This is a genomic window from Chryseobacterium sp., assembly GCF_022712095.1.
Classification (GTDB): domain Bacteria; phylum Bacteroidota; class Bacteroidia; order Flavobacteriales; family Weeksellaceae; genus Chryseobacterium.
On the sequence record NZ_JALAHD010000114.1, the window covers coordinates 1 to 4,931 of the forward strand.

8 protein-coding genes and 1 pseudogene are annotated in these 4,931 nt (G+C 34.7%); 7 read left to right on the forward strand and 2 right to left on the reverse strand.

Annotated elements, in window-relative coordinates; all coding sequences use genetic code 11:
- Nucleotides 1-35 precede the first annotated feature (35 nt).
- On the forward strand, nucleotides 36-1,139 hold the full coding sequence (locus Q0A18_RS05710; RefSeq protein ID WP_292009221.1) for a pseudouridine synthase: 1,104 nt from the start codon (nucleotides 36-38) through the stop codon (nucleotides 1,137-1,139).
- A 178-nt stretch (nucleotides 1,140-1,317) separates the two neighbouring features.
- Here Q0A18_RS05710 and pncA read toward each other — a convergent pair whose 3' ends face one another.
- Nucleotides 1,318-1,923: a bifunctional nicotinamidase/pyrazinamidase gene (pncA, locus tag Q0A18_RS05715; protein ID WP_292009214.1), complete on the reverse strand. Its 606-nt coding sequence runs from the start codon at nucleotides 1,921-1,923 to the stop codon at nucleotides 1,318-1,320.
- A 109-nt stretch (nucleotides 1,924-2,032) separates the two neighbouring features.
- On the opposite strand from pncA, the gene Q0A18_RS05720 reads away from it, so the two are divergent.
- From Q0A18_RS05720 to Q0A18_RS05735, 4 genes are read left to right on the forward strand one after another with little or no spacing between them, the layout of a single operon-like run.
- Entirely contained in the window at nucleotides 2,033-2,569 is a 537-nt protein-coding gene (locus Q0A18_RS05720) for a YfiT family bacillithiol transferase (RefSeq protein ID WP_292009215.1), read from the forward strand.
- Nucleotides 2,563-3,024, forward strand: coding sequence for a DUF1569 domain-containing protein (locus Q0A18_RS05725; RefSeq protein WP_292009216.1), 462 nt, complete (start codon nucleotides 2,563-2,565; stop codon nucleotides 3,022-3,024). Before Q0A18_RS05720 ends, Q0A18_RS05725 begins: the two co-directional genes overlap by 7 nt.
- Nucleotides 3,021-3,407: a bacillithiol system redox-active protein YtxJ gene (gene ytxJ, locus Q0A18_RS05730; RefSeq protein ID WP_292009217.1), complete on the forward strand. Its 387-nt coding sequence runs from the start codon at nucleotides 3,021-3,023 to the stop codon at nucleotides 3,405-3,407. The genes Q0A18_RS05725 and ytxJ overlap by 4 nt, the downstream gene beginning before the upstream one ends.
- On the forward strand, nucleotides 3,404-3,997 hold the full coding sequence (locus tag Q0A18_RS05735; protein ID WP_292009218.1) for a Crp/Fnr family transcriptional regulator: 594 nt from the start codon (nucleotides 3,404-3,406) through the stop codon (nucleotides 3,995-3,997). The genes ytxJ and Q0A18_RS05735 overlap by 4 nt, the downstream gene beginning before the upstream one ends.
- A gap of 3 nt (nucleotides 3,998-4,000) precedes the next feature.
- On the opposite strand, the gene Q0A18_RS05740 is transcribed toward Q0A18_RS05735, so the two are convergent.
- Entirely contained in the window at nucleotides 4,001-4,294 is a 294-nt protein-coding gene (locus Q0A18_RS05740; RefSeq protein WP_292009219.1) for a hypothetical protein, read from the reverse strand.
- Nucleotides 4,295-4,359: 65 nt separating this feature from the next.
- Between Q0A18_RS05740 and Q0A18_RS05745 the strand changes: the two are divergent.
- A pseudogene (locus Q0A18_RS05745) lies at nucleotides 4,360-4,599 on the forward strand (EamA family transporter); the annotation flags it as partial.
- An 87-nt stretch (nucleotides 4,600-4,686) separates the two neighbouring features.
- Complete coding sequence (locus tag Q0A18_RS05750) at nucleotides 4,687-4,884, forward strand: hypothetical protein (protein ID WP_292009220.1); 198 nt, start codon at nucleotides 4,687-4,689, stop codon at nucleotides 4,882-4,884.
- Nucleotides 4,885-4,931: the final 47 nt, after the last annotated feature.

The following is a 4,931-nucleotide window of genomic DNA, read 5'->3' on the forward strand; positions in this document are numbered from 1 at the left end:
GAACTAATTTAATTATCTTTGCAGAAATATTTAGAATGAGCAGAGATAAAAACAATTCAGACAGACCCAAAAGACCCAGAATTTCACCAAGAAAAAGTTCTGATGATTCTCGTGCTTCCAGATCTGAAAAACCTTCAGAATCAAAATCTTTCAAAAAACCTTTTTCCAAAAGAGAAGGTGCCGAACATAAGGGTACTAACTCTAAATTTGAGAAAAAGCCATTCACCCGCAGCAATGAAAATGATGGGGAGAAAAAGCCATTTAAAAAACCATCCAGAGGAGGAAGAGACTTTGACAGCAGAGACAAATATGAAAACGGGAACCTTAAATATGGTAAGAAGCCTTTCAACAGAAATGACAGAGATGACGACAGAGCTAAATCATTTGTTCAGAAAAGGAGGCTTACCAAAATAGATAAAGATCTTCATAAAGATACCATACGTCTTAATAAATATATTGCCAATTCCGGAATATGCAGCAGGAGAGAGGCTGATGAATTAATCACTCAGGGATTAGTGGAAGTAAACGGAAAAGTGGTTACGGAAATGGGATATCAGGTACAGAAAACAGACCGCGTTATCTTTGACGGGCAAAGTATCACTCCGGAGAAACCGGTTTATGTGGTTTTAAATAAACCTAAAGGATATATTTCTACTACTAAGGATGACAAAGCAAGAAAAACCGTAATGGATTTAGTAGCTAATGCTTCTCCTTACAGACTTTTCCCGGTAGGGAGACTGGACCGTTCTACAACTGGAGTTATTCTGTTAACCAATGATGGGCATATGACAAAAAAACTCACACATCCGTCTTTTGATGTGAAAAAGATTTATCATGTAACTTTAGACAGAAAGCTTTCAGGAGAGGATTTAAGAACGATTGCAGAAGGTGTACGTCTGGAAGAAGGAGTAGCAGAAGTAGATCAGATCTCTTATATTGAAGGAAAACCCAAAAATGAAATCGGGATTGAAATCCATATTGGATGGAACCGTGTTATCAGGAGAATTTTCCAACGATTAGGATATGAAGTGGAATCCCTGGACCGCGTAATGTTTGCAGGTCTTACGAAGAAAAACATTAAACGCGGACATTGGAGAATCCTTACAGAACTGGAAGTTAATAATTTAAAAATGCTTTAGGTGATATAAATAATTTATAAGTGATGATTTTTATTCTATCGGCTTATAATATTCATTTTTACCCTAATTTAAAAATAAGAAAGACTCATGAAAATTTCACGAGTCTTTTTATTTGTACTGTATGTGATGTGCTGCATTAAATAATTTAAATATCAGTTAATTATAAACTGATTATTTCTTATCCTAAAACCGTTACTCCTTTTTGGATCATTTCATAAATCGCGTCTCTGCCATTATCAGGCTTCACATTCACCGCTTTTGTTCCATTAAAATGCAGACAAGTAATATAACCATTGCTTACCGCGTCCTGACAAGTGAATTTCACACAATAATCCATTGCCAAACCTACAATTTCCAATAATTGAATTTCATGGTATTTCAGAAAATCATCTAATCCTGTTTTCATGAAATGGTTATTATCCTGAAAGCCACTATAACTGTCAATTTCAGGGTTTTTACCCTTCTGAATAATGTGGGTTACTTTATCTCTGTTAAGATCCTTATGGAATTCAGCCCCAAATGTTCCTTCAATACAGTGGTCAGGCCACATAAACTGCGGAACTCCATTCAGAATAATACTTTCTCCTACTTTTTTTCCATTATTACTGGCAAAGCTCTTGTGATTAGCCGGATGCCAGTCCTGGGTTAAGATGATCTGGTCATACTCATTTTCTTCCATCAGAAGATTGATATAAGGAATAATTTCATTGGCTTCAGGAACAGCTAAAGCTCCTCCTTCACAAAAATCATTCTGCACATCTACTACTATTAATGCTTTTTTCATATTTAGAATTCTCGAATTTTTGATAAATTTACAAAAACAAATACTCAAAAATTTGTCCAATTCCGTATTATCGGACAAAACGGCAAAATTTGAGAAAAAATTAATAATTATGACTAACCTTGAAGAGAAAAAATTTCCTATCGGAACTTTTGAACCCCCTGAAAATATTTGTGACATCGAACTGGACGAATACATAAAGGTGATCAAAAATTTTCCCGGAAGACTTAAAAATCTTGTAGAAAACTGGACAGATGACGAACTGGATACCCCTTACAGAGAAGGTGGGTGGACAGTGAGACAGTTGATCAATCATATTGCAGATAGTCATATTAACAGTTTTATCAGGTTTAAACTAGCCCTTACAGAAAATAATCCTACCATAAAACCTTATGATGAAGCCAAATGGGCGGAGCTTCAGGACAGCATCAGTATTTCCATAAAACCCGCTATGAGAATAATTAAAGGTACTCATCAACGATGGTATCTGCTTCTTAAAACTCTTACTAATAAACAGTTTGAAAGAACATTTCACCATCCCGAACATAGTGAAGATCATGATCTGAGATATTACCTTGCAATGTATGTCTGGCATTGTAATCATCATTTCGCCCATATCAATAATCTGAAGAAGGAAAAAGGTTGGTAAGGAAAAGTCTGCATAATCCGCTATACTTTGACGAAATAATAAAGAGAATTTATTTACTTTCTGAAAATTCATCCGGAAATTGGGGTAAAATGTCAGTTTCCCAAATGCTGTTCCATTGTCATCTTATTTTACAGATTCCTCTGAAAAATATAGATCTGCCCAAAGCTAATTTCTTTATTATGTTAATAGGAATCACTGCAAAAAAGGAAATGTGGCTTTTTAATAATGGAATTCCACATAATATGCCTACTTTTCAAAAACTAATCGTTAATTTTGAATGTGATTTTGAGATGGCACGGAAAACTCTTTTACAAACCTTAAAAGATTATCTGGAAGTTTATAATAATAATCAGCTCCCTGAAAATCATGCGCTTTTTGGAAAAATGAAAGAAAAGGATTGGGGATTTTTAGAATATAAACATCTTGATCACCATCTTAAACAATTTAATGTATGAGTTTTTTTGATAAAATTTTTGGGGGAAATTCAGGAGGATCCAAACATGAATCTTTCTGGAAAGAAATTCAGTCTGAGGAGGATCTGGAAAAAGCAATTGAAAGTTCCTATATCAAAAGAGTAGCTTTATTTAAGCATTCTACCAGTTGTTTTATCAGTAAAACCGTTTTAAGAAATTTTGAAAGAGAAGTAGAGGAATATACGGATTTAGATACAGATTTTTATTATTTGGATTTACTGGCCCACAGAAATATTTCCAGTAAAATATCCGATCTTTTCCAGATCAGACATGAAAGCCCTCAGCTTATCGTGATTGAAAATGGAAAAGCCGTGAATAATGCTTCTCATCAGCATATATCGATTAGTCAGGTTACAACACAATGAAGAATATCAATAATTATTTAGCACAGGTTCTGGAAATTCCTTTGGAAAGCGTGAATACATGCAGTCTGCATTATGAAGTTAAGAAAATTCCTAAAAATCAGTTTTTACTTCAATATGGAGAAATCTGCAGACACATCTTTTTTGTTGAAAAAGGTCTTTTAAAAATGTTCTCTATTGATAAAAATGGAAAGGAACACATTATCCAGTTTGCACCGGAACGTTGGTTACTATCCGATCGAAGCAGTGTTTATTTTAATGAGAAATCTGTTTATTATATAGAAGCTATCGAAGATTCAGAAGTTCTGTTTTTACACCCTGATTTCTTTAACGGATTAGTGGAACAATTTCCGCATAGTATTGAGAAAAGTGATATCATTGTGCAAAAACACATCCGAACTTTACAGAACAGGATTAATTCTTTGCTAGGAGAAACCGCAGAAGAAAGGTATCTTCATTTTATCAAAACATATCCGGATTTATTACTGAGAGTACCTCAATGGATGATCGCTTCTTATTTGGGAATTACTCCTGAAAGTTTAAGCCGTGTAAGAAAGGAACTGGCTAAAAAGAACTTTGTCCCGGATAAATAATATCTACATCTTTTTTGCAAGTGTACCGATTTGTTCAAGTTTCAGCCGTGTATCTTCTGACCATGGCAAACCTATGCAAAGTCTCATACAGTTTTCAAACTGGTCCTGTAGGGTAAACATTCTCCCGGGAGCAATACTTATGCCCTGTTTAATAGCCTTGTCATATAATTCAAGGGGTTTTACACTTTTATCAAACTCCACCCAAAGAGATAAGCCTCCTTGTGGGCGGCTGGTTTTTGTACCTTCAGGAAAAGATTCTGCTATGACTTGTACATAATTCTGATAATTAGTGTTCAATGTCTTTCGTAACTGCTGTAGATGTTTTCTTTGAGTTCCCTGACTCTCTGGAGGATGTCAGAATAGAGGCATGGTATGGACTGGCTTATATTTCTCTGTTCAGTATGTTTATCGGCTTTATATTCTAGTACAGGTGATTAGCTCAAGGCGGAATAACAACAGTAGGACAATTACAGCTCCTTCAACCTTTCTTTGGACTTGCCTTTGCAGCTTATTTTCTTAATGAGCCGGTAAGTATGGGGATGCTGGGAGTAACAGCCGGAATTATTTTATGTGTGGCTGGAACTAAAAAATTTGCTAAATAAGTTTTCTTGGCTGTTATGAATATGATTCAAATCATAAATCTTTGAGACAATAGTTTTCTATTTTTGACTTACACCAAAAAAAATAGTATGAAATATATTGTAGCAATAAGTCTATTATCCTGTTTTCTGATCCTTAGCTGTAAAAAAGAGCCTCAACCACAATCTTCAATGATGAATGCAGATTCTATAATTACAGACAGCATTACACCGGCACCACAGGATACTATGATTACAATACCTCCAGATAGTCTATCCACCCAGGATTCTATGTTAATGAGAAAATAAATCTAAATAAAAAAATATTTATTTATAGTGCCGGTATCCATATCCTA

What these genes read in the sequence shown, in the direction of transcription:
- ytxJ (WP_292009217.1), top strand. Translation starts at nt 3,021, where the DNA reads ATGAGTTTTTTTGATAAAATTTTTGGGGGAAATTCAGGAGGATCCAAA.
- Q0A18_RS05750 (WP_292009220.1), top strand. Translation starts at nt 4,687, where the DNA reads ATGAAATATATTGTAGCAATAAGTCTATTATCCTGTTTTCTGATCCTT.
- Q0A18_RS05735 (WP_292009218.1), top strand. Translation starts at nt 3,404, where the DNA reads ATGAAGAATATCAATAATTATTTAGCACAGGTTCTGGAAATTCCTTTG.
- Q0A18_RS05720 (WP_292009215.1), top strand. Translation starts at nt 2,033, where the DNA reads ATGACTAACCTTGAAGAGAAAAAATTTCCTATCGGAACTTTTGAACCC.
- pncA (WP_292009214.1), bottom strand. Translation starts at nt 1,923, where the DNA reads ATGAAAAAAGCATTAATAGTAGTAGATGTGCAGAATGATTTTTGTGAA.
- Q0A18_RS05710 (WP_292009221.1), top strand. Translation starts at nt 36, where the DNA reads ATGAGCAGAGATAAAAACAATTCAGACAGACCCAAAAGACCCAGAATT.